25 protein-coding genes are annotated in these 22,394 nt (G+C 72.9%); 13 read left to right on the top strand and 12 right to left on the bottom strand.

All coding sequences use genetic code 11. The annotated features are described in order from the left end of the window. Positions 1-2 precede the first annotated feature (2 nt). Entirely contained in the window at positions 3-1,490 is a 1,488-nt protein-coding gene (locus ACF059_RS07075; protein WP_392052480.1) for a hypothetical protein, read from the bottom strand. A 203-nt stretch (positions 1,491-1,693) separates the two neighbouring features. Here ACF059_RS07075 and ACF059_RS07070 point away from each other — a divergent pair, with 203 nt between their 5' ends. Then, positions 1,694-3,169, top strand: a complete 1,476-nt coding sequence (locus tag ACF059_RS07070) for a DUF6056 family protein (RefSeq protein WP_392052477.1) — start codon at positions 1,694-1,696, stop codon at positions 3,167-3,169. A gap of 147 nt (positions 3,170-3,316) precedes the next feature. On the opposite strand, the gene ACF059_RS07065 is transcribed toward ACF059_RS07070, so the two are convergent. The 3 genes from ACF059_RS07065 to ACF059_RS07055 are packed head-to-tail and all read right to left on the bottom strand — an operon-like array spanning position 3,317 to position 5,186. Next, positions 3,317-4,429, bottom strand: a complete 1,113-nt coding sequence (locus tag ACF059_RS07065; RefSeq protein WP_392052474.1) for a glutamate--cysteine ligase — start codon at positions 4,427-4,429, stop codon at positions 3,317-3,319. Between the two features lie 44 nt (positions 4,430-4,473). Then, on the bottom strand, positions 4,474-5,001 hold the full coding sequence (locus ACF059_RS07060; RefSeq protein ID WP_392052471.1) for a DUF6328 family protein: 528 nt from the start codon (positions 4,999-5,001) through the stop codon (positions 4,474-4,476). Positions 5,002-5,030: 29 nt separating this feature from the next. Beyond that, positions 5,031-5,186, bottom strand: a complete 156-nt coding sequence (locus tag ACF059_RS07055; protein WP_361943183.1) for a hydrophobic protein — start codon at positions 5,184-5,186, stop codon at positions 5,031-5,033. 236 nt (positions 5,187-5,422) lie between these two features. Between ACF059_RS07055 and ACF059_RS07050 the strand changes: the two genes are divergently transcribed. Next, positions 5,423-5,656, top strand: coding sequence for a hypothetical protein (locus ACF059_RS07050; RefSeq protein ID WP_392052467.1), 234 nt, complete (start codon positions 5,423-5,425; stop codon positions 5,654-5,656). Positions 5,657-6,295: 639 nt separating this feature from the next. Next, positions 6,296-6,835 carry a hypothetical protein gene (locus ACF059_RS07045; protein ID WP_392052464.1) on the top strand — a complete coding sequence of 180 codons (540 nt, stop codon included), beginning with the start codon at positions 6,296-6,298 and terminating at the stop codon, positions 6,833-6,835. A gap of 7 nt (positions 6,836-6,842) precedes the next feature. Here the strand turns inward: ACF059_RS07045 and ACF059_RS07040 are convergent, their stop codons facing one another. Together ACF059_RS07040 and ACF059_RS07035 are read right to left on the bottom strand one after the other, a co-directional pair. Further along, positions 6,843-8,093 carry an erythromycin esterase family protein gene (locus ACF059_RS07040; protein WP_392052461.1) on the bottom strand — a complete coding sequence of 417 codons (1,251 nt, stop codon included), beginning with the start codon at positions 8,091-8,093 and terminating at the stop codon, positions 6,843-6,845. 74 nt (positions 8,094-8,167) lie between these two features. Further along, entirely contained in the window at positions 8,168-8,530 is a 363-nt protein-coding gene (locus ACF059_RS07035) for a hypothetical protein (protein ID WP_392052458.1), read from the bottom strand. 499 nt (positions 8,531-9,029) lie between these two features. On the opposite strand from ACF059_RS07035, the gene ACF059_RS07030 reads away from it, so the two are divergent. Continuing rightward, positions 9,030-9,263, top strand: a complete 234-nt coding sequence (locus ACF059_RS07030; RefSeq protein ID WP_392052455.1) for a hypothetical protein — start codon at positions 9,030-9,032, stop codon at positions 9,261-9,263. A 152-nt stretch (positions 9,264-9,415) separates the two neighbouring features. Next, complete coding sequence (locus ACF059_RS07025; RefSeq protein WP_392052452.1) at positions 9,416-9,892, top strand: hemerythrin domain-containing protein; 477 nt, start codon at positions 9,416-9,418, stop codon at positions 9,890-9,892. Positions 9,893-9,998: 106 nt separating this feature from the next. Here ACF059_RS07025 and ACF059_RS07020 read toward each other — a convergent pair whose 3' ends face one another. The 3 genes from ACF059_RS07020 to ACF059_RS07010 form a co-directional block, all read right to left on the bottom strand. Further along, complete coding sequence (locus ACF059_RS07020) at positions 9,999-10,997, bottom strand: polyprenyl synthetase family protein (protein ID WP_392052449.1); 999 nt, start codon at positions 10,995-10,997, stop codon at positions 9,999-10,001. A gap of 194 nt (positions 10,998-11,191) precedes the next feature. After that, complete coding sequence (locus ACF059_RS07015) at positions 11,192-11,653, bottom strand: SAM-dependent methyltransferase (protein ID WP_366868613.1); 462 nt, start codon at positions 11,651-11,653, stop codon at positions 11,192-11,194. A 67-nt stretch (positions 11,654-11,720) separates the two neighbouring features. Further along, entirely contained in the window at positions 11,721-12,500 is a 780-nt protein-coding gene (locus ACF059_RS07010; protein WP_366868614.1) for a hypothetical protein, read from the bottom strand. Positions 12,501-12,635: 135 nt separating this feature from the next. Between ACF059_RS07010 and ACF059_RS07005 the strand changes: the two genes are divergently transcribed. Beyond that, a complete protein-coding gene (locus tag ACF059_RS07005; RefSeq protein WP_392052447.1) occupies positions 12,636-13,550 on the top strand; it encodes an oxygenase MpaB family protein in 915 nt (304 codons plus the stop codon). Between the two features lie 137 nt (positions 13,551-13,687). On the opposite strand, the gene ACF059_RS07000 is transcribed toward ACF059_RS07005, so the two are convergent. Continuing rightward, on the bottom strand, positions 13,688-14,296 hold the full coding sequence (locus tag ACF059_RS07000; protein WP_392052445.1) for a methyltransferase domain-containing protein: 609 nt from the start codon (positions 14,294-14,296) through the stop codon (positions 13,688-13,690). Positions 14,297-14,511: 215 nt separating this feature from the next. Here ACF059_RS07000 and ACF059_RS06995 point away from each other — a divergent pair, with 215 nt between their 5' ends. The 7 genes from ACF059_RS06995 (at position 14,512) to ACF059_RS06965 (ending at position 21,035) form a co-directional block, all read left to right on the top strand. Continuing rightward, positions 14,512-15,294 carry an MHYT domain-containing protein gene (locus tag ACF059_RS06995; protein WP_392053120.1) on the top strand — a complete coding sequence of 261 codons (783 nt, stop codon included), beginning with the start codon at positions 14,512-14,514 and terminating at the stop codon, positions 15,292-15,294. 152 nt (positions 15,295-15,446) lie between these two features. After that, on the top strand, positions 15,447-18,020 hold the full coding sequence (locus tag ACF059_RS06990) for a nitrate- and nitrite sensing domain-containing protein (RefSeq protein WP_392052442.1): 2,574 nt from the start codon (positions 15,447-15,449) through the stop codon (positions 18,018-18,020). Then, on the top strand, positions 18,020-18,463 hold the full coding sequence (locus ACF059_RS06985) for a roadblock/LC7 domain-containing protein (protein WP_392052439.1): 444 nt from the start codon (positions 18,020-18,022) through the stop codon (positions 18,461-18,463). Before ACF059_RS06990 ends, ACF059_RS06985 begins: the two co-directional genes overlap by 1 nt. Before the next feature lie 17 nt (positions 18,464-18,480). Continuing rightward, on the top strand, positions 18,481-18,861 hold the full coding sequence (locus ACF059_RS06980) for a DUF742 domain-containing protein (RefSeq protein WP_392052436.1): 381 nt from the start codon (positions 18,481-18,483) through the stop codon (positions 18,859-18,861). After that, positions 18,861-19,511, top strand: a complete 651-nt coding sequence (locus ACF059_RS06975) for an ATP/GTP-binding protein (RefSeq protein ID WP_361943229.1) — start codon at positions 18,861-18,863, stop codon at positions 19,509-19,511. Before ACF059_RS06980 ends, ACF059_RS06975 begins: the two co-directional genes overlap by 1 nt. Positions 19,512-19,687: 176 nt before the next feature. After that, entirely contained in the window at positions 19,688-20,086 is a 399-nt protein-coding gene (locus tag ACF059_RS06970; protein ID WP_328924404.1) for a roadblock/LC7 domain-containing protein, read from the top strand. A gap of 124 nt (positions 20,087-20,210) precedes the next feature. After that, a complete protein-coding gene (locus tag ACF059_RS06965) occupies positions 20,211-21,035 on the top strand; it encodes a DUF6397 family protein (protein WP_392052432.1) in 825 nt (274 codons plus the stop codon). Here the strand turns inward: ACF059_RS06965 and ACF059_RS06960 are convergent. Further along, positions 20,999-21,400: a YchJ family protein gene (locus ACF059_RS06960; RefSeq protein ID WP_392052429.1), complete on the bottom strand. Its 402-nt coding sequence runs from the start codon at positions 21,398-21,400 to the stop codon at positions 20,999-21,001. The two genes, ACF059_RS06965 and ACF059_RS06960, sit on opposite strands and share 37 nt — an antisense overlap. Positions 21,401-21,508: 108 nt before the next feature. Then, complete coding sequence (locus ACF059_RS06955) at positions 21,509-22,390, bottom strand: acyl-CoA thioesterase II (protein ID WP_366868620.1); 882 nt, start codon at positions 22,388-22,390, stop codon at positions 21,509-21,511. Positions 22,391-22,394: the final 4 nt, after the last annotated feature.

The raw sequence follows: 22,394 nt of genomic DNA, 5'->3' as shown, positions 1-22,394 counted from the left end.
TTCTAACGCCGCAGCGGCGGCGGGGGCAGCGGCCTGCCGTCCAGGGCCACCAGCGCGAGGACAGTGATCGCGCCCGTCCAGGCCAGGGGCGCTACCGATGAGGGCCGGCCCGCCCGGTCCACCTTCTCCGGCAGCTCGCCGAGCGAGTTCCGCTTGGACAGCACCCAGTCGAGGACCTGTCCGGCCTTCGCCGTCTTCCCCGTGCCGGCCCAGGCCAGGGCGAAGAACGAGGTACTGGGCGTCCAGGCGACCGCGCCCCAGGGCGCGGCGGGGTCGTTCCCCGGGGTCAGGCCCCCACGCGGCAGGAGCAGGGCCTCGTACGTGGTGTCGAGCGCGCGGGACAGACCGGCCGGGGCCGTGTTGAACGGCGGCGCCATGAACGCGACCGCGCTGTCGTGCCCGTGCCGCCCGTCGACCGTGCGCTGGTATCCCAGGGGCGCGAACCTCGCGGCCACGGCGGAGCGCAGCCGCTCCCCGGCCCGCACCCAGCGCGCCGCGTCGTCCGGCCGGTCCAGCTCCCTGGCGAGGTCCGCGCAGGCGGCCAGCCCCGCGAGCAGCGGAGCCGCCGTGCCGATGTTCGCCGTGGTCGTCGACAGCTCCCAGTAGTCGGGGGAGGCCGGGGGCAGCCCGTCCGGCCCCAAGGACGCCGCCGCGCGGTCGGCCGCCTTGCGGATCATCGGGTAGAGGACGGTCAACCGGGCCCGGCGGGTGTCCCGGGGCGCCGCCCGGTACCACTGCCAGGTGGCCCAGGGGACCCAGCCGTTGGCGTCGAGCTGCCAGCGCCTGCCGTCCGGGGGGCCGGATCCGTCGAGCTTCGTCCGGGCGTCCCAGGTGCCGTCCTTGCGCTGGGTCGCGGCGCTGTAGCGCAGGATCCGGTAGGCCTCCTCGTCGTGGCCGGTGTGGGCGAACGCGGCCGAGGCGAAGCCGGCGTCACGCGGCCAGGAGTACATCCAGCCGGGGGTCCATCCCGCCGCCACGGCGCCGTTCGGCCGCAGCAGGGCGCGCATCGACAGGAGGGCCCGCTCGGCCGCCGCACGCCGCTGCGGCGTACCGCCGGGGACCGTGCCGGCGGCCAGCCAGGCGCGGCTCCGCTCGATCTGGCGCAGGGCGGCCGGGTCCCCGGCGGGCACCACGACCGATGCCGTCCGGCCGTCGGGGAGGTACTTCCACCGGCCGGACGACAGCCGCAGGACGTTGCTCCGCGGGACGTACGCCGCGCCCTTGGCGGTGAACGGGGAGACGCCCTCGGTGGTGTCCGCGTTGGAGAGGAGCCCGACGGTGGGGGTGGCGGGCAGCCGCAAGGAGGCGTAGCTCCCCTCGGCGTCGCCCCGGCCCGCGTGTCCCAGCGGCCCGACGTAGCCGGCGTACCAGACCGGCCGCTCGTCCCCCGGGCGGCCGCCGGCAGGCGGGCTCGCCGCACAGACGGGGACGGCGGCGGCCGTCAGGGACGCCGTGACGAGCGCCCAGCGAACGAGCGGGACGGCGGGCAACGGCGACCCCACTCCTTCCGGCGGGCTCCCTGTACGGGCCCCGGGGTTCCCATGCTGGAACGGCGGCGCCGAAGCCGCCCGGCAGCGCCGCCGCTCGGGTGAGCCGGGTGGCGTGTCCCGCGGCCCGGCGGCGGGGGAGCGTGCACAATCAGCGGGCGTATCAGCCGTTCATCAGATCGCATCTCGCCGTGAGGGGTGGGCGAATGAGACCTGCTTTCGTCCACCGACTGCTGCCGGGCACGGGCGGCACCGTGGTGGCGGCCGCAGGCGGCCTGATCGCCGTCGGATGCTTCCTCGGGCTCTGCGTGCGCCCCACCTCCGACGACTGGTGCGCCGCCTGGAAATCCCGTGATCTGGGAGTCCTCGGCATCACCTCCGACTTCTACACGACCCAGAACGGCCGGATCGCCAACGCCTTCCTGAGCGGCGTCATCTACGGCGACGGGCTGCTCGGACCCAAGCTCCTGCCCTCGCTCATCGCCGCCGCCTTCACCGTCGGCCTGGTCCTGCTGGGGTGCGAGCTCAGCCGCCTCCTCGGCGCCGCGCCGCGGATCCTGCCCCTGACCGCCTGCGCCCTCGTCCTCCAGGCCCTGCTCTACTACGCCGGCACGCGCAGCTATCAAGTCCTGCTCTGGGCTCCCGCCACCATCTCGCACACCCTCCCCAGCGTCATCGGCCTGTGGGCGCTGCTGCTCGGTATCCGCGCCTCCCGCCACCCCCGCGCCGCCGTGCGCCGGGGCGCACTCGCCTCCGCCTTCCTGGCCGGGTTCTTCCTCGGTACCCTCAGCGAGCCGTTCGCGCTGGTCAGCGGCCTGCTGGCGGTCGCAGCCGGTCTGCTGGCAGTGCCCCGCCTCGGGCTGGCGCGGACCTGGTACCCCTTCACCTGGTGCCTGCTCTGGTGCTCCGGGCTCCTCTGCGGCCTGGTCGTCCTCTACACGTCCCCGGGCGCGCGATGGCGCCGCGCGCAGCAGCTGGACCGGGAGTCCCTGCTCTCGGCGGGCGAGCTCAGGGGCACCTTCGAGGGCTGGCTGCACATGTGGGGTGCGATCACCAGCCAGTGGGCCTACCTCGGAGCCGCCGCCGCCGGCGTCCTGCTGGGGCTGACACTGGGCCTTCGCAGCGCGGGGGCCGGGGAGCGGGAACCGCGACGGGCCGTCCCGCAGCACCTGCTGATCACTGCGGCGCTGCTCCCCGTGCCCGTGGTGCTGCTGGGCTCCTTCGCGGTGGTGCTGGGCCTGCGCAGCGGCTACGGCCCGGACGGCTGGACGTACGCCCGCACCTGGACGAACTTCCTCGTCCCGATGGAACTGGCGCTGTGCCTCTACGGCGTCCTGCTCGGGCGGTGGGCCGGCCGGCGCCTGGCACCCCGACGGAGCAGCGGGGCCGTGCTGGCGCTCGCCGTCGTCGCGGCGGGCGGCCTGGCCCTGGCCTCGATGGCCGCGCTCGTGCCGAGCGTGCGCCAGCTCACGACGGTCACGGTCACCCGCGCCGTCGCCTGGGACGACCAGAACGCCCGCATCCGGGCCGAGTCGGCGGGGGGCGCCACGGACGTGGGCTACCGGCCCCTGTACATCGGGGCGCTGGCGGAGCCCTTCTTCACGTCCGACTACGAACGGGACTGGGTCGCCGCCTGCGTGTCGAAGTGGTACGGGACCGACCGCATCCACCGCCTGCGATGAGACGGGGACGGGCCGCCGGCCCCGCCCCCCCGCTCCCTCGGGCGGCGTGGACGTCTTCAGGCGGCTCGATTGCGGCAGGCGGCCTCGGCTGCACAGGCGGCTCGGTTTCCTCAGGCGGCCTCGACTGCCTCAGGCGGCTCGGTTTCCTCAGGCGGCCTCGACCGCGCGGCCGGCCGTGGCCGCCTCCAGGCTGTCGACGACGGCCTCCAGGCTGCCCGTCGCCGCGAGGACCCGCCGCTGGCGACGGGCGCCCGTGCCCTGCGCGCGCAGCCTGCCCCACAGGGCTACGACGGTGCTCAGGTCCCCGGCCGCCTCCAGCCCCGGGGCCGCCCGGTCGATCAGCCGCTCGACGAGCAGGACCGCCGGCTCCTCGCGGCCGCTCCAGACGTCCAGGCCCGGGCCGTCGATGCCGTGGGCGGCGGCCAGCCGGTGGGCGCCGAGCAGCAGGTGCTCCGGCGTCCCGGGCGGCGGGAGGTGCGCGTCCGCCTCGGGGAGCAGGGCCCCCGCGAGGCCCCGTACCAGGGCGGCCGTCAGGACCACGGCGTCCAGGTCGGCGTTGACGTCCGCGACGCGGATCTCCAGCGTCGGCACGTGTTCCGAGGGCCTGGCGTGCCAGTACACCATCCGGCGGTCCAGGAGCAGCCCGGCCTTCACCAGACCGTCGACGTGGGCGAGGTAGGAGCCCTCGTCCAGCAGGGGCGGTGGCCCGACCGTCGGCCAGCAGGAGTGGGCGACCGAACGCCAGCTGTCGAGCCCCGTGTCGTGGCCGCACACGAAGGGGGAGTTCCCCGTGATCGACTGGAGCACCGGCAGCCACGGCCGCATGTGGTTCGCCAGGGCCAGGGCCCGTGCCCGGTCGAGAGAGCCGATGTGCACGTGGCAGCCGCACACGAGGTGGTAGGGGCCCACGAACGCGGCGAACCGGCGTGCCATGCGGTGGTAGCGGTCGTTGTCGGTCACCGTCAGCGGTTCCCGGGGGGCCAGCACCGCGGTGGCAGCGGCGACCGCGACGCAGCCGGCCGCGCGCGCGGCCTGCGCCACCGTGCACCGCAGCCGTGCCAGCTGCTCGCGCAGGTCCTCGCGGTCGGCGGTCGGCCGGGTGCAGACCTCCACCTGGGCGTTGTAGAACTCGGCCTGGACCTGACCGCCCAGTTCCCCGGCCGCCGCGCGGATCACCTCGGGCGCGCGGTTCACGGGCGCCCTGGTACGGGGGTCGACGAGCAGGAACTCCTCTTCGACGCCCATGGTCGGAACGTCCATCGAGCCTCCTCGCACAGGCTCCCGGCTCATTCGGCTCCCGGCGCCTAACGGCCGCCCGGACCCCCGGCCCCTTCCCGCGGCGACTCATCGAAGGTCGCGGAGGTGTGGCGGGCCCGCGCCCACAGGGGCAGGACGAACCAGCACAGCAGATACCAGGCCAGCACCCCGGCGACGAGCCAGGGGGCGAGCCCGTTGTGGGTCGTGACCCGCAGGACGAGGAACAGCGCGGACGTGAGGGTGGCGAGCAGCAGCACGAGCCCGGTGAAGGTCAGCCGGGCCGCCCACACCACCGCCGCGGGCTTGATGCGGCGCCCCGAGACGATCCGGTGGAAGGCCACGGGCCCTATGAGCGCCCCCGTCGCCAGCGAACCCAGCACCACCGTGACGATGTAGATCGTCTTGTCGGTCTGCGGCAGCCCTTGGAAGTGCGGCGTGAAGACGACGGTCAGCAGGAAGCCGAACAGGATCTGCACACCCGTCTGGGCGACCCTGATCTCCTGGATCAACTCCTGCCACTGCCGGTCGGCCCGCTCGTCCGGGCTCTCGTTCCGTCCCCGCTCGTCCTGACCCATGACCCCTCGTATCTCCCCGTCTTCACGACCTACCAGCGGTACCACCGCCCGCCGGAGCTGCGGGCGAAGAAGCCCACCAGCCACAGCACCAGTACGGCGATCGCGACCCACCACAGCGCCTTCACCGCGAAGCCCGCCCCGAAGAGCAGCAGGATCAGCAGCAGAACCAGAAGAAGCGCAACCATGACCCACCTCCGACGGACGAGGCCCTGCTCCGGAGGACGCGAACCCGCGCCCCGCGCCAAGCGCGGGCCTACCGAGCACTTGCCCCCACGCCGGGCACTCATTCCCCCGGCCAGCACGGACGCCGCCCGAGCCAGGCGGTGGACGCGCCCCTCGATGGACCCGTACAACCTGACCTGACTACGGCACGCTGGACGAGCCGCGAAAACGTCGCAGGGAAAGGGGAAAGGAAGGGCAAATGGCCGCAATCGCCTACTTCCGGAAAATCGCGGAGACCGAAGAACTCGTGGAATACCAATTCGGGGACGCCCCCGACAACCTCAAGCGACGACTGACCATGGACAAGACATCCCGCACCTCGACGGTCCACGATGCCCAAATCGACCACACGTTCCTGAAAGCCTCGCGGAAACTCAACGCGCTGCACACGGAGCGGGGTGTCTGGCCGGAACGCGGGATGAGCGTGAGCTGACCACAGACAGCGCCGTCGTCACCGACGGGGCTCGGTACGACGTTCCCCCGCTGGCCCTTGCTGTTGAACTTCACCCCGGCAGCCCAGGGCCGCCGAGGCGACGGCCACCCAGCCCTCATGCATCGCCGCCTCACGCGGCGCGATGGGCCACCCCCGACCCCTGAGCATCTCCTCGTACTGCTCGTTCGACATCACGGTCACTTCCTCAGGCCCGTCCGCAGCCTGTGCGGGAGCACCGCAGAGGAAGAGGGCCACAGTGGCGGCAAGCGCGCTGAGACGAAGCAACGACGACCTTCCGACGACAGTGATCCAAGACGATCCACTGGCGCCCTACCGTAACCGTACGTCACGGAGAGTTATGAAACTTCGCGGCCGGCGTCCGGGGCGTAGCCCGCTCCCGGCCGCAGGCCGGGCAACTAACCTGGGCCCGGTCGCCCGCCAAGCCGGAGGCGAATGGCGAGTACGGATCCGTCAGCGTGTTTGCACGTGGTCCGTGCCGGCGTAGGCATCACCGAAAAGCTGGTGGCTGATGTCCTGGACGCTACCGGCCCGCCTCTGGCCGGAAAGGGAACGGTCCTCCGCGTCCGGACGAGACTGGGGGAAGACGATCACCAGGATGAGCAGGAGGCAAGGGTCTCGATGAATCCGTACGCGTACGTGCCCGCTGACGATCCGCTCTTCGGCTGGGTCCGGATCGAACTCGACCACGAGGCCGGGACGCTGCGCGTGAGCGGGGACGTTCTGCCGCCGGTCGAGATCCGGCGGGCCCCGCACACCGTCCCGGAGAGCCATGTGCCGATCGGGACGCGCGACCCCGAGCGCCTCACTCTGCTCGTCGACGGTGCGGAGGAGGCCCTGCGGCCCTCCAAGGGATTCCTCACCCGGCGCTCGTACCGGGTCGAGGTCGTCTCAGGGGCGCGGGAGTGCCGCTACCTGCTGGTTCCGAACTCCCTCGGCACCAGTCGGCTGACGCGGGACGAGCGGCTGCTCGGCGTCTTCACATCGAGCGGCGACGGGCACGTGTCGGTCGACTGGGAGGCGGCGGGCGAGTCCGAGCGCGCCCGCGCCCGGGACCCCTATGACGCGTCCGTGGGGTACGGGCTCGCCGCGGCATTCGGCACAGGCGCCGAACCGATGTGGCAGCTCACCCTGAACGCCGCGCTCGACCTGTGGCCGTGAGAGGGCCTCAGTCCTCCGCTGGGGGCAGCAGGTGGGAGCAGGTCGAGCGTGCCACGAACGCGATGCCGTCGTAGTCCTCGGCCGGGACGATCGGGGCAGTGTTCAAGCGGTAGAGCAACCCTTGGACGTTGGCGCCGAAGCTGCGCTGAGCGTACGGGGCGCGCAGCCAGGACCCGGCGTCGGCGGGGGAGCCCGCGGCGCGGAGGTCCGCGTAGTAGTCGCCCGGTACGGCGTGCGTGAGTCTGGCCTCCAGGGAGCGCAGGCCGGTGCCGATGCGGTGGGGGACCGGCGGGCTCTGAAGGTCGTTGCCGCGGCGGGCCAGGAAGGAGCCCTTGCCGAAGAGGAGGGCCAGCGCGTAGTAGGCGGCGCCGTACCGTTCGCGGAGTCTGCTGCCGAGGGCCGGCACCCGGTCCCCGTAAGTGCCCTTCGTGATGTGTCCGTTGTGCGCCCAGACCATGACGCGCGCCTCGGGGTCGTCGTCCACGAGCCGTGCGACGGCCTCGGCCATGTAGCGGTCACGGGCGGCGTACACGCCGTCCTCGTCGGCCGGGGCCTCGAAGGGCCGGGTCACCAGATCGGCGGCGCGGACCAGGATCCGCGCGTGTTCCAGCGCCTCGTCGGCGTCGGCCTCGTCGTCGCCGGGACCCGACCGCTCGACGTGGTCCGCGACGAGGTGGGCGATCTCCTCGGCGCGCCGCAACAGGGCCTTGTCGGGATCGGGAAGCGAGCCCGGCCGCGCCCGCGCCAGTACGTCCAAGGCGTCCACGCGCCCGGCCTGATCTGGCGCCGTGCGGCGCAGAAAGGCGGCGACGGCCTCCACCGAGTCGGCGCAGAGCTGAGGGTCGGTTCCGACGAAGCGGACCCGGCGCCCTTCCGGTAGATCGCGGTTGTGGGCGCGCAGCCACTCGACGAGGTCGACCATCTCGCGGGTGCGCCATGTCCAGAAGCCCAGCCTGGCGACGAGCCGTTCGGGCGAGCCCGTGCCGTACCGGACGTACGCGTCGAGCGCGCGGGCGGCGGACTGGCTGGCCTCCATGGCGAGGGTGGTGAACCCCTCCTCACGGACCAGGAACTCCACGATGCGGTGCTTCAGCCGGAAGAACTCGCCCGTGCCGTGGGTCGATTCCCCCAGGCCGACGATCCGCGTCCCCCGAAGTGCCTCGCCCAGGGGTTTCAGGTCCTCCACCGGCGCGCCGGGTGTCAGGGTGCTCAAGGGGTGGGCGTGCTCGTTCAGCCATCGGGCGATGTCGTCGGGCACCGTCTTGCCTCTCCTCACCGCGTGCGGGAGGGCGGCACGCGGTCGTGCCCCGGTCTCTCGCACCCGTTCAGGGGTCAGTACGTCGCCTCCCGGCAGGCCGCGAGGATGTCCTGGAGGTCCCCTACGGCGTCCGGTCGGCCATGCTCGGAATACACTCCCGCGATGTTGACGACAACTTCATCCACCGCGGCCGGACCGTATTCGGCCAGCCGTGCGGCGACGCTCCGGGGCATGCCGTAGGGGAGGACTCCGGAGTCGACGAGGGCGCGGGTGCCGAGGCCCGGGCGGCTGTGGTGGACGCGAAGGCCGGCGCGGCGCAGCACGTCGCAGTAGTGCGGCCCGGCGAGGTGGACGTGGGCCGCCGCGAAGCCGGGCCGGTAGGCGTGGCGTCCGGGGCGGTCGACGGCGGCGTGCGCGACGGTGACCATGCGGGGCATCGGGCGTTCGCGCCCTTCGCCATGGCGGGCAGCAGGGTGTCGCGGACGTAGCCGGTCGGGGTCATCCAGCTGATGACCGCGTCCGCCGCCCTGCCCGCGGCCCGCGCGAGCGTCGGCCGGAGCACACCGAGTCCCGTCTCCACTCCCGGGTGCGGCAGGCCCGGCAGACCGATGGAGGCGCCGATGCCGGGTCCGGCGACTCCTCGTTCAGGACGCACTCGTCGCCGGTGGCGAATCCCGTCACTGCGTCGTCCAAGCAGGCTTTCTCGCCATGCGCTCGCTGACGCGCCGGTTGCTCAGTACGTCGGTGGCGGGTCAGGGTGATCACCTCACCACCCTCGCCAGCCGCCGCTGCGGCACACGTCTGCCCCCTGCGGGCCAGCCCGAAATGGGCCGCTCGGTGGGTGCGGTGGTTACCGGTGGGGGCACGTTTGGGGGGTGTGGGAGGGGACAGCTGCGGGATGACGGGAGAAGGGCGACCCGAGGAGTGTGAGCCGTCATGGGCGCCGACGGGCAGGGCGGTGGCATGCAGGACAAGCGGCAGACGCCGGGTAAGGGGCGCGAGGAGCAGATTCGTGGGCGGCCGCCGGAGGCCGATCAGTTGAAGACCGGGGGCCGGCCGCGCCGTCCCGAGGAGGTGACGCATGAGCGGGGCCGGGAGGACGCGACGATGCGCGACGTGATGCACGACCTGGGTGAGGAGGACCTGGACGACATGCGTGACGACCGCTGACGCGGAGGCCGCTCCGCCGGGCGCTGGTCCGGGTGGGCGGTCTCCTGCGTGTCCGGGGGCGAAGGAGGGGTGTTCGGCGCCCGCGGCGCGATCGTGGCGTGGGTGCCCGGCCGACGCCGGGGCCGCGCAACACCATGGAGGAGGAGACGGACATGGACGCGATCGTGCTGCTGCGCGAGGACCACAAGACAGTCGAGAAGCTGTTCAAACGGTTCGAGAAGACCGGCGACGAAGATCTCAGCGAGCGGCGGGCGATCGTCGACGAGGTGATCGAAGAGCTGACCGTGCACGCCTGGATCGAGGAGCAGGTCTTCTACCCCGCCGCCCGCGAGGCCGCCCCCGACACCACCGATCACATCCTCGAAAGCATTGAGGAACACCATGCCGTGGTGTGGATGCTCTCCGAGCTCAAGCGCATGGACCCCTCCGACGAGCGGTTCAAGGCCAAGATGAGCGTCCTGATGGAGAACGTGCGCCACCACGTGGAGGAAGAAGAGCAGGAGTGGTTCCCGGACGTCCGCAAGGCGATGGGGCGCAACCGGCTCACCGAGCTCGGCGAGCGCCTCCAGGCCGAGAAGGAAAAGGCCCCGCGGGATCCGCTCGCGGTGCCCAGCGCGACCGACAGCTGAGGGTGCGGGTGCGGGGCGCCCACCGCCCGGCTGCAGGTGCCGGGCAGCCGGGCGGGGCAGCGGGCGCCGTCGGCGCCCCGCACACGCGCGTCCGCGGGAGGGGCGGTCAGGCGGCCTTGGCGGCCGCGGCCGGGGTGAGGTCGCTCTCCAGCAGCATCTGCGACGCGTGGTCCACGAGCTGGCCGAGCACCTGTATGTAGAACTCGTCGCCGCCCAGCCGGCCCAGGATGCCGTGGGCCTCCTCGCGGAAGCCGTCGATCTCCGCGCGGTACCGGTCGAGGGCGGCGGGGGTCCGCAGCAGGCCCGCCAGTTCCGTCCTGGCCTGATGTGAGCGGCCGGCGCTGGCGCACAGGCCCAGCATGTGGTCCCTGAACTCGGGAGAGGCGTCCTCGAGGACGGAGGCGAGGAGATATGTCACCGTGCCGTTGAGCAGGTCCTCGTCGCGACCGGACACGATGTCTTCCTGGTCGTTGAAGATCTGCCAGAGGATGCCGAAGACATAGCCGAATTCACGCCACAGTTCCACCCTTTCGGGGGTGGCGCCGGAGAATATCGCGGCCATTGCCGTGATCATTCCGAAGGGGGCGCCGGATTTGCCGCGATACGTCTCCACGACCGATTTCCGCGAGGCGCTGACCATGTCTCCCCGCATGTCGGCTATCTGGCCGTCCACGCCGATGATCCAGCCGTTGAGTATCTCGGATATGAGCGCGCTGCGCGCCGGCTCCGGGAGCTTCTGCGACAGGATGATCTGTATGGGGAGCGCGTTCCCGGTGATGACGGAGGCCAGCAGCGCCTCGTTCTCACTGAGGCTGCCGGAGATGGATGCGCCGTCGGCGTCTGCCAGGTCATCGAGATAGCAGGCCGAAGTCCACCACAGCAGGTGCACGGCGGACAGGGGAATGGCGGGCCGTGGATGTCCCGTTTCGATGGCGTGCGTCAGCAGCGGCAGCACCGAGAGGGGATGTCTCAGTTTGCGGTGCTCCAAAAGCCTGGCCACTGAGTTCCTGGTGATGCGTGCCGACGGACCGAGTCGCTCCAGGGCGGTTTCGATCTCCGCGTCGATGTCCTGTGAGACTTCCCGGTGCAGGTCCAGGTAGGACATGGAATTCAAGAAGGGCCTCCGTCGTGATACTGGGCCGAAGGGGGCGAGGAACGCACCCTTTGAGCCGCGTGACTGGCCGATTCGATCATTCCGGAGGGAGGGGATCCAGAGCGATTTCCGGCACCTGTGGCCGGTTCTTTTCGACATGGGGGGCGGGGTCGGCGGGACCCGGGCACCGGGCCCCGCCTAACCGCTCAGTAGTAGTCGCGCATCAAGGTCGTCGACCATGGCGGCTGACGCAATACGCCGCGTGGCCCGAATTCGACCATGTATGGCTTCAAATCGAGCACCGGTGTGCCGTCCACCGCGTCGAGACCCTCCACGTGGACGTCCAGTCCGTCCACCTTCACCACCCGGCACCGCGAGACGCCCAGCCGGTTCGGCCGGTTCTTGCCGCGCTGGGCGAAGATTCCGACCAGCGGCCAGTCCGGGTTGCCCCTGGGGTGCCGCGCGCCGGTCTCGATCTTCTCCACCGGCACCCGGTCGAAGTGGTAGATCACCTCGACGTGCGAGAAGTCCTCCAGGCCGAACAGCGCCTGTGGACCGAACCGGCGGGCGTCCAAGCGGATCACCGCCTCCTCCCGGCCCCAGTCGTCGTCGGCCACTTCGGCGCGGCCGCCCACGACCACGCCCACGGGTTGCGACTCCACCACCATCACGTCTCCCTCGCGTCTCCGCCTGTGACGCGCCGGCGCGTGTCGCCGGGCGCGCCGCCGTGCGTCCTCAAGCCGGGCGGACCGCGACGCGGTCCAGCGCCGCCAGCAGCTCCGGCAGGTCCGGATCCCCCTCGTGGGGGACCGCCAGCACCTCGCTCGGCTCCTCGTCCAGCAGGACGAAGGCCGCCTCGCCGGTACGGGCCACCAGCGACCAGCCCGGGCCGTCCACCCGCAGCGTCCGGCTCCCCTCGCCGGCGAAGGACGAGCGCACCCGGCCGAGCGGCGGCGGGGTCCGCGTGTACGCCAGGGCCTCCTCCCGCGCCCGCGCCAGCCCGGGGTGCGCGGCGGCCGCCGCGCCCCCGTCGGTGGCCACCCGCCCGCGCCAGTCGGCCCACTCCCGCGCGATCTGGTCCGCGCCCATCCGCCGCTGGACCGGACCCCAGGCGTCCGCCGAGGGCGGCGCCAGCGGCACCCGCCCCGTGCCGTCCGCCCCCTGCTCGGGATCGTGCGGCTCCGGGATCCCCGGCGCGGCCACCGACAGTTCCAGCGGCCAGCCCGCCAGCGAGACCACGATCGTCCGCTCGTCGGGGGACAAGTCGTATTCCATCCCGCAGTCCCAGGAGGCGATGGCCGTGGCCACGAGCGAGACGTCGTCCACGACGACCGTCCAGCGCGCGCCCTCCTCGTCCTGGCCGAGCACCAGCCCGTACCCCTCCCGGTTCGGCGCCACACCCAGCAGGGAGCAGGCCTCGGGGAAGTCGTCGCCCAGGATGCTCGGGAACTGCGCGGGGGTCAGCAGCACGGCGGTCAGCACGTACAGCGAGCCGCCACCCTCGTCGTCGGACACCTGGCCTCCCGGTAGCTCTCTCGTCGGCGCACCTTAACCAGCGGGTAACCCGCCCGTCGAGAGCCTGCGGGTGACGATTTCCAAGCCCACTACCTGCACGTAGAGTTGGGGCCCCACCACAGAAAGGTGTACCCGGTGCAGCGTTACGACCGGCTGAGGGACATCCTCCGTCTGGACCCCGACAAGGACTTCCTCGCCATCTACCGGCTCACCGCGACGTACGAGTTTCCCTGGGACTTCGCCCGCGCCCTGGAGCTCGCCCTGTTCCGGACCTACGCCGTCCCGAGCATCGGGGGCCTGCTGGCCGAGACCGCCGAGTTCACCGACCGGACGCAGAAGCGCTACGACGACACCGCGCTGCTCCTCGACGCCGTCGTCGAGCACGGCTTCGCGAGCGACACCGCCCGCACCGCGATCCGCCGCGTCAACCAGATGCACCGCAGTTACGCCATCTCCAACGAGGACATGCGCTACGTCCTGTGCACGTTCGTGGTGATTCCCGCGCGCTGGCTGGACGCCTACGGATGGCGTGCGCTGACCCCACACGAGCGCCGGGCCTGCGCGAACTACTACGCCACCCTCGGCCGCCACCTGGGCATCACGGACATCCCGGGCTCCTACGAGGAGTTCGAAGCCACCCTGGACGCCTACGAGGAGGCTCACTTCGGCTGGGACGAAGGCGGCCGCCGGGTCGCCGACGCCACCCTCGACCTGATGGCCTCCTGGTACCCGGCGCCGCTCGCCCCCGCCGTACGCGGCGCCAGCAAGGCCCTCCTGGACGAGTCGCTGCTGGGCGCCTTCCGGTTCGGGGCCCCGCACCCCGGGATCCAGCGGCTGGTCCGGGGCGCCCTGCGGCTGCGGGGGCGCGCCGTGCGCCTGCTGCCGCCGCGCAAGGCCCCGCACTACGCCCGCCAGAACCCGGAGATCAAGGGCTACCGGGGCGGGTACGACGTGGGCGAGCTCGGCACGTTCCCCGTGCCGGGCGCGGGTGGCTGCCCCGTGCCGCATCCCCGCCGGCCCGCCGGAGCCGACGCACAGCCGCCGGCCTGATCGCGGCAGCATTCCCTGATCCCGGCGGCCTCCCCGGACCCGGGCCCGGGCCCGGACCCGGGCCCGGACCCGGACCCCGGGCGCCCGCAGCCCGGGCCCCACGGATTCCGGGTGCGGAGCCGGCGTACGGCCGTAGGTCACGGGCGACGCAGGGCCAGCGCCAGGAAGCGGTCGTCCTCGTCGCTGTACGAGGTCAGGTCCCAGCCCGAACCAGCGAGCAGCGGGCCGAGGTTGTGCTCGGCGCGCAGGTCCCCGGAGGTCAGCTCGCGGCCGTGGCGCGCGGCCAGGGCCGCTCGCCCGATCGGGTGAAAGAGGGCGAGCCGGCCGCCGGGGCGGACGACCCGGGCGAGCTCGCGCAGGTTCGCCGCTGGCTCGGGCAGGTGGGCGATCAGGCCCGACGCGAACACCGCGTCGAGCACCTCGTCGCGCAGCGGCAGCCGGGTCACGTCGGCGAGCAGAAGGGCGGCCTGCGCGCCGCGCCCGGCCTGCTGCGCGGCGGTCAGCATCTGCGGCGTGAGGTCGGCGCCCAGCACGAGCCCCGTGGGCCCGACGGCGGCCCGTAGCGCCAGCAGGGCACGACCGGTGCCGCAGCCCGCGTCGAGCACGCGGTCCCCGGGCCGCAGCCTGAATTCGGCCACGGCGGCGGCGAAGGCGGGCCCGTCCTCGGGGAACTTGCGGTCCCAGTCGGCGGCGCGCGCCCCGAAGAACTCCTGCACGTGCGTGTGGTCTTCGCTCATGCGGCCCATGATCCCCCACGGACGCCCGCCCGAGGGCCCGTCCGAATGCCGACGGTGCCTGCTCCAGTGCCTGCCCGCGTGCCCGCCGACGGTGCGCAAGGTGGCATGCGGTGCGATCGAAACATGAACGTATCTCTGTCATATTTCAGCACTTACAGCGGCTTTCGAAATGCGCCCCCTGTTCGCGCCCTCACCCGGACTAGCGTCCGGTGGCCATGGAACACCTGGGACATCTGGACCACGCCGCCTACGGCTGGCTGACACCCGTGCTGTCATACGTGATGGCATCGACCGGCGCCGCCCTCGGGCTGCGCTGCACCGTCCGCGCGCTCGCCGCGACCGGAAGCTCGCGCCGCAACTGGCTCCTCACCGCGGCCTCCGCCGTCGGCACCGGCATCTGGACGATGCACTTCGTCGCCATGCTCGGCTTCGAGGTCACCGGCACCGAGATCCACTACAACGTGCCGCTCACCGTCCTCAGCCTGCTCGTCGCCATGCTGGTCGTCGGCGCCGGAGTCTTCGCCGTCGGCTACGGGAAGGACCGCAGCCGCTCGCTGGTACTGGGCGGCCTCACCACCGGACTCGGTGTCGCCAGCATGCACTACCTGGGCATGGCGGCCCTGCGCCTGCACGGTGAAGTCTCGTACGACCCCCTCACCGTCGGGCTCTCCGTCGCCATCGCCGTCGTGGCGGCCACCGCCGCCCTGTGGGCCGCGCTCAACATCAAGTCACCGGTGGCCGTCGCCGTCGCCTCGCTCGTCATGGGCGCAGCCGTCAGCAGCATGCACTACACGGGGATGACGGCCGTCGCCGTCAGCGTGAGCCCCTCGAACACGCCCCTGCCCGGCGCCACGTCCCTGCAGTTCATCTTCCCGCTCGCCGTCGGACTGGGCTCGTACCTGTTCATCACCGCCGCCTTCGTCGCCCTCTCACCGACGGCGGACGAACGTGCCGCCTCCGCTTCCGCCGCCCGGCATCTGGGGGAGGGCCCGGTGCCCGCCCACTGATCCCGCCGGTCCCACGGCGCCGCGCACACCGACCCGCCCTCCACGCACCGTCCCCCCCGCACTGCAACGGACCGTACCGCACACCGCCCCGCGCACGAACTGCACCGCCCCGCCGCGTCCGTTCGTACGTACCACCCCGGAACGAGGAGCCCATGCGCACACCCCGCAGAAAACCGGAAGCAGCGGCGCCGCGGCGGCCCGCGCCCCCGGCACGCGGCCGCCGGGCCCACGCCGGGCCGCCGGCCGAGGAACCGGCGCCGCACCCATCGCACCCATCGCACCAACCTCACCAGCCACCCCCGACCGCCTCACCCGAGCCCAGCCCCGGCCCCGCCCCCCGCCCCCGGCTGCGCCTGCGCCCCGCCACCGTCCGCGCGAAGATCGTCTCGCTCCTGATGGTCCCGGTCGTTTCGCTCCTCGCCCTCTGGGCCTTCGCCACCGTCAGCACCGCCCAGGACATCGCCCGGCTCAGCCGCGTCCACCAGGCCGACGCCGAGATACGCACCCCCGTCGCCGCCGCCGTCAGCGAGCTCCAGGCCGAACGGCGCGCCGCCGTCCGGCTCCTCGCCGACCCCGCCGCCGACCCGGGCGCCCTCGCCCCGCAGGCCCGCCGCACCGACACCGCCGTCCAGCGGCTGCGCCTCGGCGACCGCCACACCGTCGCCGACTCCGGCGACTACCGCTCCGACACCGTGGTCCGCCTGAGCGCGTTCGTCGCCAACGCCGAAGCACTGGGCCCGGCCCGCAAGGACATCACCGACCGCCGCGCCACCGCCGAGGCCGCCTATGCCATCTACACCGGCGTGGTCGACTCCGCCCTCGCCGTGCTCGGCTCCGTGACCGGCGGCGAGGACGCCGAACTCGGCCCCGACGCCCGCGTCCTGCACGAATTCGCCCGCGCCGCCGAGCTGCTGTCCCGCGAGGACGCGCTGCTCGCCCTGCCGGGCCCGCGCAGCGCCGAAACGCTTCGGCTGCTGACCGGCACCGTCGAGACCCGCCGCGCGCTCACCGACACCGCGGCCCGCGACCTCCCCGCCGCCCAGCAGGCCGCCTGGCAGTCCGTGGCCAAGAGCGCCGCCTACGCCGACCTCACCGGCGCCGAGGACCGGGCGCTGGCCGCCGGTACGGCCCGGGAGGCCCGCGGGGCGCCCGCCGGATGGGAAGCGGCCCACACCGGCGTCGCCGCGTCCATGCGGGACATCGAACAGGCCGCGCACGCCGCGGCCGCCCACCGGGCCGACCCGGTCGCCGAGGGCGCGCTCAGCCCGGCCGGAGCCGCCGTGGTGCTGGGTCTGGCAGCCGTCGCGGCCTCGCTCGTCATCTCCGTCCGCATCGGCCGCGCCCTGGTCGTGGAACTCGTCGCGCTGCGCAACACCGCCCTGGAGATCGCCCACCGCAAACTGCCGCGGGCCATGGAGCGCCTGCGCGCCGGCCAGGACGTCGACGTCACCGCCGAAACCCCGTCCGGGCCTCCCGCCGAGGACGAGATCACGCAGGTCGGTGAGGCGCTCGGCACCGTCCACCGGGCGGCGCTCAGCGCCGCGGTCGAGCGGGCGGAACTCGCCAGCGGGGTCTCCGGCGTCTTCGTCAACCTCGCCCGCCGCAGCCAGGTCCTCGTGCACAAGCAGCTCACCCTGCTCGACTCGATGGAACGGCGCGCCGACGACCCGAACGAGCTCGGCGATCTCTTCCGGCTCGACCACCTGACCACCCGCATGCGCCGGCACGCCGAAAGTCTGATCATCCTGTCGGGCGCCGCTCCGGGCCGGGCCTGGCGGATGCCGGTGCCCCTCACCAACGTCGTACGGGCCGCCGTATCCGAGATCGAGGACTACGCGCGGGTGGAGGTCCGCCAGCTCGCGGAAGCCGCCGTGGTCGGGGGAGCCGTAGCCGACCTCACCCACCTGCTCGCCGAGCTCATCGAGAACGCGACGCAGTTCTCGCCGCCGCACACCAAGGTGCGGGTCAGCGGAGAACCCGTGGGAGCCGGCTACGTCCTGGAGGTCGAGGACCGCGGTCTCGGCATGGGCCGCGCCTCCCTGAGCGACGCCAACCGGCGCATCGAGCAGTCCGAGGCGCTCGACCTCTTCGACAGCGACCGGCTCGGGCTCTTCGTGGTCAGCCGTCTCGCGGGCCGTCACGGAGTCAAGGTGCACCTGCGCACCTCTCCCTACGGCGGCACCACGGCGGTCGTGCTCCTGCCGAACTCCGTGCTCCAGGGCGCCCTCACGGCCGCCGCATGTGGGTCCGTCCCCGTCTCCGCTACCGCGCCCGAACCGGCGTCCCCCGCCCCCACCCCGGCCGCGACCCCGGAGCAGCAGCCCGCCATGTCCGTCGTACGGGAGGACGCGCGCGCCTCGGCCGCAGGACGGGACCCGGGTGACCTCCCGGCCCCCGAACGGGCCTCCGCAGCCGAGGAGCCGCGCCCCGCCCCGGTGGCTTCGCTGCGGCCACGCGCCCCCGGTGGCGCGGGGACCCGTACCGAGATGGCCGCGGTTCCCGCCGCCTCGGTGACGGAACTGCCGCGCCGGGTGCGCCAGGCCAGCCTCGTCCCGCAGCTCCGCGAGGCGCCCGCCCCGGTCGACCCGGCTGTCGCCGGCCTCCCCGGGGACCTCTCGGGCCGCAGCCCGGAGGAGGCCAGGGACCGGCTGACGGCCTACCGCGCCGGCTGGGTCCGCGGCGCCCAGGACAACTCCCCCCACACAGGCAGTGAAGGAGAAGTGTGATGATCGAACATCAGAGGATCGGCCTCGACGGCGTCCGCAGGTCCGGCGAACTGGACTGGCTGCTGGACGACCTGGTGCTGCGGGTCCGCGAGGTCCGCCATGCCGTGGTCCTCTCCAACGACGGGCTGGCGGTCGGCGCCTCCAGCGGGCTCGGCCGGGAGGACGCCGAGCACCTGGCGGCGGTGGCCTCCGGCTTCCACAGCCTTGCCAAGGGCGCGGGCCGGCACTTCCACGCCGGGGGCGTGCGCCAGACGATGGTCGAGATGGACGAGGGGTTCCTCTTCGTCGCGGCCGCCGGAGACGGCTCCTGCCTGGCCGTGCTCAGCGCCGCCAGCGCCGACATCGGGCTGATCGCCTATGAGATGGCCCGGCTGGTGAAGCGGGTCGGCGAGCACCTCTACACCCCGCCCCGGTTCGCGGCGCGGCCGCCGGCCGCCGGCTGAGGGCGGCGGCCGAGCACATGAACGGCCAGTGGTACGACGCCGACGCGGGCCCGCTCGTCCGCCCGTACGCCATGACGGGCGGGCGTACGAAGCCAGGTCCCCACGGGGTCCGCTTCGACCTGATCGCGCTGGTCGTGGTGGACCCCGAGGGCACGGACGAGGCGGCCGAGTCGCTGCTCGGCCCCGAACACCGGGCCCTGCTCGGGCTCTGCCGGTCCGAGAGGCAGTCGGTAGCGGAACTCGCCGCGGACGCCGACCTGCCCGTGGGGGTGGTTCGGGTGCTCCTCGGGGACCTGCTGGAGGGCGGGCACGTCAAGGTCAGCCGGCCGGTGCCGCCCGCGCACCTGCCGGACGAGCGGATTTTGCGTGAAGTCATCGAGGGATTGCGAGCGTTGTGATGGGACTGCATGACGACGGACCGGCTCCGGACGTGGACCCTGGTTCGGGGGAGGACCCCGAACTGGCCGCGCTCGCGCTGAAGATCCTCGTGGCGGGCGGCTTCGGGGTCGGCAAGACCACGCTGGTGGGCGCGGTGAGCGAGATCCGTCCGCTGCGGACGGAGGAACTGCTCAGCGAGGCGGGCGAACTGGTCGACGACACGGGCGGGGTGGAACGGAAGACGACCACGACGGTGGCGATGGACTTCGGGCGGATCACCATCCGGTCGGGGCTGTCGCTGTACCTGTTCGGCACGCCCGGGCAGGACCGTTTCTGGTTCCTGTGGGACGAGCTCGCGCAGGGCGCGCTCGGTGCGGTGGTGCTCGCCGACACGCGGAGGCTGGAGGACTGCTTCCCGGCGGTGGACTACTTCGAGCACCGGCGCATCCCCTTCGTGGTGGCCGTCAACTGCTTCACGGACGCGCGGCGGTACGGGGCGCACGACGTCTCGCGGGCGCTGGACCTCGACCAGGGGACGCCGGTGGTGCTGTGCGACGCGCGGGACAAGGACTCGGGGAAGGAAGTGCTGATCAGGCTGGTCGAGTACGCCGGGCGCGTGCACACCGCCCGGCTGCTGGACTCGGTGGAGCCGCAGGCGGATTCCGTGTGAGCGGCCCCCGGCGGGGGTCGCGGGGACGGGACGCGGCCCGTCATTCCTCTTGAGTCATCTTCTGCGCGATGGGGACGTCCTCCTTGCCGGAAAGGCACTGGTGGGGAAGGCTTGCGGGACGAGTACGAGGGGTGGGGCGCGGCCACGCAGGCGGCGTCGACGGGGAGGGGCTGACCATGGCACTGGACAAGCAACTGGACTGGCTGCTGGACGACCTGACGCGCAGGGTCCAGCAGGTCAGGCATGCGGTGGTGCTGTCCAACGACGGCCTGGTGACGGGTGCGAGCGCGGGTCTGGCACGGGAGGACGCGGAGCACCTGGCGGCCGTCGCGGCCGGTCTGCAGAGCCTGGCGAAGGGGTCGGGACGGCACTTCAGGGCCGGAGAGGTCCGCCAGACGATGGTCGAGTACGACGAAGGGGTGCTCTTCGTCATGGCGGCGGGGGCGGGCAGCTGTCTGTGCGTGCTCAGTGCCTCCGAGGCGGACATCGGCCAGGTGGCGTACGAGATGACGCTGCTGGTCAACCGGGTCGGCGAGCACTTGGGCGTCGCGGAGCGGCGCATCACCGGGGGCTGAGGCCGGGCTGAGGCCGAGTCGGTACGGGAGCTTGCGCGAAGTTATCCACAGGCCCTGCGGGCTGTCGTCGCGCTGAGTTACGGTCTTCACACAGAGTAATCACTGCTCGTGTGGGGGAGACGTCATGAGGGAGATGGGTACCGCTCTGCGGGACGACACGGTCGTGCGCGCGGAGGGGGACGGGGCGGCGGACGTCCTGGTGGGCGCGGTACAGGCCGCCGGCGAACTGGGGCTGAGCCGGAGCGGGTTCGCGAGGGCCGTCCAGCTTGGGCTCGTGCGGACCGGGCCACCCGCGGCCGGTGGCGCCGCGCGCTACGCGCGGGCCGAGCTGGAGCGGCTCAGGGGGGCCGAGGGCTGGCCGGACGCGCTGCGCGAGCGGGTCGAGACGGTGGCCGGAGCAGAGGCGGCGGAGGTGCTGGGCGTCGTCCCGAGCCGGTTCACGCGGCTCGCGCGCTGCGGGCACCTCACGCCGGTCGGCTACCGGATCAACCGCTACCGGGCCGTGGTGTGGCTCTACCTGGCCGCGGAGCTACGGGGCTTCGCCGCGCGGGAGCCGGGGATGCTGAGCGGCGTCGCACCACCGGCGGACCGCGAACTGATGGCGGCCAAAGAGGATCTGCGCCCTCGGCAGTGGCGCGGGCGGCACGTCGCGCTGCTGCTGAGACGGACCGCCGACCCCTGGGAGCGCGCGGCGGTACTGGCCGCGGTGCTCCCGGACGACGAACTGCGCGAAGCCGTGCCCGATCCCGCGGAGCGGATCGTCCTGGCCGCGCTCGCCCCACCCCCGCCGTACGGACATCCGCAGGCCCCGGCAGCCGCTGCGGTGGCGCTGCGGCTGCTCAAGGCGGGGCCGCCGGAGGAGGTCCACTGGTACCGCACCGGCCTGGACTTCGCCTTGGCGGGGGCGCGCGGTCAGTCGAAGTCGACGGGGGAGAGGGGGCCGACGTAGACCCAGGCCCCGCCCTCGCGGGAGAAGGCGCTGTGCTCGTGCAGCGAGCCGCTGTGCCGGCCCTCGCGGTAGTGGGCGCGGAACTCCACCGAGCCCTCCGTCTCGAACATCCCGCCGCGCTCGGTGGCGAGGATCTCCAGCCGCTCCCAGCGCTGACCGGGATCCAGGTCGAGGTGGGCTGGGCGGGTCGAGGAGTGCCAGGAGCGCATCAGGTAGGCCGTGTCGCCGACGGCGAAGGCGCTGAAGCGTGAGCGCATCAGCAGCTCGGCGGTGGGTGCCTGCTGCGCACCGGAGTGGAAGCGGCCGCAGCACTGCGGGTAGGCGGCGGGCAGCCCGCAGGGGCAGGGGAGAGCGGGGGTGGCCATGGGTGTGCTCAGTTCTTCGGGACGGGCTCGGACTGCTGGGACTACTGCTGCTGGGCCTGCTGGGCCTGCTGGGCCTGCTCGGATTACCGGAATTGCCGGGAGGTGGGACTACCGGGACTGCTTGGCGGCGTACGGGCGGAAGAGGCCCTCCTGGACCACGGAGACCAGGAGCCTGCCCTCAAGGTCGTAGATGCGGCCCCGGGCCAGCCCGCGGCCGCCGTGCGCGATGGGTGACTCCTGGTCGTAGAGGAACCACTCGTCGGCGCGGAACGGCCGGTGGAACCACATCGCGTGGTCCAGCGAGGCCATGTCGAAACCGCGCATGCCCCACAACGGCTCCACGGGGATGCGCACGGCATCGAGGAGGGTCATGTCACTGGCGTAGGTGAGGGCGCAGGTGTGCACGAGCGGGTCGTCGCCCAGCGGGCCGACGGCGCGCATCCACACCGCGCTGCGCGGATCGGCGCCCTTGAGCTCCTCGGGGGTCCAGCGGAGCCGGTTCACATATCGGATGTCGAAGGCCTGGCGGCGGGCCATCCGCTCCAGCGCCTCCGGCAGCGCCCCGAGGTGTTCGCGGATCTCGTCCGCGACCTTGGGGAGCGTGTCCGGGTGAGGGACGTGGTGAGGAGGCAGCTGGTGCTCGATGCTGCCCTCCTCCGGATGATGGAAGGAGGCGGTGAGATTGAAGATCGTCTTGCCCTGCTGGACCGCGGTGACCCGGCGCGTGGTGAAGGACCGCCCGTCGCGCACCCGCTCCACCTGGTACACGATCGGCACCCCCGGGATGCCGGGGCGCAGGAAGTACGCGTGCAGCGAGTGGACCGGGCGGTCGCTCTCGACGGTGCGGCCCGCGGCCACCAGCGCCTGGCCGGCGACCTGGCCGCCGAAGACCCGCTGGAGGGACTCCTGCGGGCTGGCGCCACGGAAGATGTTCACCTCGATCTGCTCCAGATCGAGCAGATCGACCAGTCTCTCGGCGGGGTTCGTCATCAGA

The sequence above is a fragment of the Streptomyces sp. NPDC016562 genome (assembly GCF_043076955.1).
In the GTDB taxonomy this organism is placed as follows: domain Bacteria; phylum Actinomycetota; class Actinomycetes; order Streptomycetales; family Streptomycetaceae; genus Streptomyces.
This window is presented reverse-complemented; position numbering and strand designations above follow the sequence as displayed.

Coding starts and splice junctions, on each gene's coding strand:
- ACF059_RS06955 (WP_366868620.1), bottom strand. CDS start 22,390: ATGACGAACCCCGCCGAGAGACTGGTCGATCTGCTCGATCTGGAGCAG.
- ACF059_RS06970 (WP_328924404.1), top strand. CDS start 19,688: ATGGCACTGGACAAGCAACTGGACTGGCTGCTGGACGACCTGACGCGC.
- ACF059_RS07000 (WP_392052445.1), bottom strand. CDS start 14,296: ATGGGCCGCATGAGCGAAGACCACACGCACGTGCAGGAGTTCTTCGGG.
- ACF059_RS07050 (WP_392052467.1), top strand. CDS start 5,423: ATGGCCGCAATCGCCTACTTCCGGAAAATCGCGGAGACCGAAGAACTC.
- ACF059_RS06990 (WP_392052442.1), top strand. CDS start 15,447: ATGCGCACACCCCGCAGAAAACCGGAAGCAGCGGCGCCGCGGCGGCCC.
- ACF059_RS07065 (WP_392052474.1), bottom strand. CDS start 4,429: ATGGACGTTCCGACCATGGGCGTCGAAGAGGAGTTCCTGCTCGTCGAC.
- ACF059_RS07015 (WP_366868613.1), bottom strand. CDS start 11,653: ATGGTGGTGGAGTCGCAACCCGTGGGCGTGGTCGTGGGCGGCCGCGCC.
- ACF059_RS06960 (WP_392052429.1), bottom strand. CDS start 21,400: ATGGCCACCCCCGCTCTCCCCTGCCCCTGCGGGCTGCCCGCCGCCTAC.
- ACF059_RS06980 (WP_392052436.1), top strand. CDS start 18,481: ATGAACGGCCAGTGGTACGACGCCGACGCGGGCCCGCTCGTCCGCCCG.
- ACF059_RS07045 (WP_392052464.1), top strand. CDS start 6,296: ATGAATCCGTACGCGTACGTGCCCGCTGACGATCCGCTCTTCGGCTGG.
- ACF059_RS07070 (WP_392052477.1), top strand. CDS start 1,694: ATGAGACCTGCTTTCGTCCACCGACTGCTGCCGGGCACGGGCGGCACC.
- ACF059_RS06975 (WP_361943229.1), top strand. CDS start 18,861: ATGGGACTGCATGACGACGGACCGGCTCCGGACGTGGACCCTGGTTCG.
- ACF059_RS07020 (WP_392052449.1), bottom strand. CDS start 10,997: ATGTCCTACCTGGACCTGCACCGGGAAGTCTCACAGGACATCGACGCG.
- ACF059_RS07025 (WP_392052452.1), top strand. CDS start 9,416: ATGGACGCGATCGTGCTGCTGCGCGAGGACCACAAGACAGTCGAGAAG.
- ACF059_RS07060 (WP_392052471.1), bottom strand. CDS start 5,001: ATGGGTCAGGACGAGCGGGGACGGAACGAGAGCCCGGACGAGCGGGCC.
- ACF059_RS06965 (WP_392052432.1), top strand. CDS start 20,211: ATGAGGGAGATGGGTACCGCTCTGCGGGACGACACGGTCGTGCGCGCG.
- ACF059_RS07035 (WP_392052458.1), bottom strand. CDS start 8,530: ATGCCCCGCATGGTCACCGTCGCGCACGCCGCCGTCGACCGCCCCGGA.
- ACF059_RS06985 (WP_392052439.1), top strand. CDS start 18,020: ATGATCGAACATCAGAGGATCGGCCTCGACGGCGTCCGCAGGTCCGGC.
- ACF059_RS07055 (WP_361943183.1), bottom strand. CDS start 5,186: ATGGTTGCGCTTCTTCTGGTTCTGCTGCTGATCCTGCTGCTCTTCGGG.
- ACF059_RS07030 (WP_392052455.1), top strand. CDS start 9,030: ATGGGCGCCGACGGGCAGGGCGGTGGCATGCAGGACAAGCGGCAGACG.